The organism is Variovorax sp. 20P10.2.4, assembly GCF_058244205.1.
Window position 1 is genome coordinate 1 of record NZ_JBZAYE010001134.1, and the last position, 1,273, is coordinate 1,273.

At 73.2% G+C, this 1,273-nt stretch carries 2 protein-coding genes; one reads left to right on the forward strand and one right to left on the reverse strand.

Annotation, left to right across the window (positions count from 1 at the left end; translation table 11 throughout):
- Window positions 1–501 (reverse strand): alanine racemase (locus AC27VN_RS41735; RefSeq protein WP_490880551.1); only part of this gene is annotated, 501 nt, incomplete at its 3' end.
- A 135-nt stretch (window positions 502–636) separates the two neighbouring features.
- On the opposite strand from AC27VN_RS41735, the gene AC27VN_RS41740 reads away from it, so the two are divergent.
- On the forward strand, window positions 637–1,273 hold a 637-nt coding region (locus tag AC27VN_RS41740), incomplete at its 3' end, for a LysR family transcriptional regulator (RefSeq protein WP_490880552.1).

Below are 1,273 nucleotides of genomic sequence, written 5' to 3' on the forward strand. Positions count from 1 at the left end.
CTGGGCCTCGGTGGCGGCGCCGGTGCGGTTGTAGCCCGTGCAGTAGTCGACCAGCACGTCGAGCGGATGGGGCAGGGCGGCCGCCGCGCGCGCGAGCTCGGCGGCATTGCGCGGATCGTCGATCACCACCATCAGTCCGCCGGGGCCGGCCTGGCGCGCGAGCTTGAGCACGCGCGCGATCTTGCTCGGCGTGACCGCGGGCGAGGTCAGCAGCACGCCCGGGATGCCGCCCGCGACCATCACCTCGGCCTCGCCCACCGTCACGCAGCTCACGCCGATGGCGCCGGCCGCGACCTGCATGCGCGCGATCGCCACCGACTTGTGCGTCTTCACGTGCGGCCGCAGGCCCACGCCGCGCGAGCGCGCGAAGGCGGCCATGCGCTCGATGTTGCGCGTCATCGCGCTCAGGTCGATCAGCAGCGCCGGGGTGTCGAGCTGCTGGCGGCCGCCGGGCACGCCGATCAGCGGCGCATTGACGGGGGAGTGGGTTTCGAGGGACACGGGATGTCTCTTTCTGTGGAGGGTCGATGTGCCGCGCCGGAACACGCGGGCGAATGCCTTGTGAAATGATCGCATCGAAATGAGCGCGCCTTCCATCGTCCCCACCGATCCTCCAGCCTTCGACGGGCGCGCGCCATGAAGGCGCTCGACATCGAGGCCGTGCAGGCCTTCGTGCTGGTGGCCGACCTGCGCAGCTTCACGCGCGCGGCCGAGGCGCTCGACGGCACCCAGTCGGCCGTGAGCCTGCGCATCAAGCGGCTCGAGGACGGGCTGGGCCGCCGGCTGCTCGAACGCACGCCGCGCCGCGTGCGGCTGTCGGCCGAGGGCGACGCCTTCCTGCCCTTCGCGCGCAACCTGCTGGCCGCGCACAGCGGCGCGCTCGATGCCTTCGCGGCGCCGCGCCGCAGGCTGGTGGTGGGCCTGAGCCACCACATCGTCGGCGCCGAGCTGCCGCTGCTGCTGCGCCGCGTGAAGCAGGCCGAGCCCGGCGTGGTGATGGAGGTGCGCATCTCCACCTCGCGCGAACTGCTCGAGGCCTTCGACCGCGGCACGCTCGATGCCGTGCTGGTGCTGCGCCACGACAGCCGCCGGCTCGACGGCGAGGTGCTGTTCGAGGAGCCCTTCGGCTGGATGGCCGCGCCCGACTTCGTGCACCGCTCGGGCGAGCTGCTGCCGCTGGCGACGCAGGCCGAGCCCTGCAGCGTGCGGCAGATGGCCGTCACGGCGCTGGCGCAGGGCGGTGTGCCCTGGTCCGAGGTGTTCGTGGGCGGCG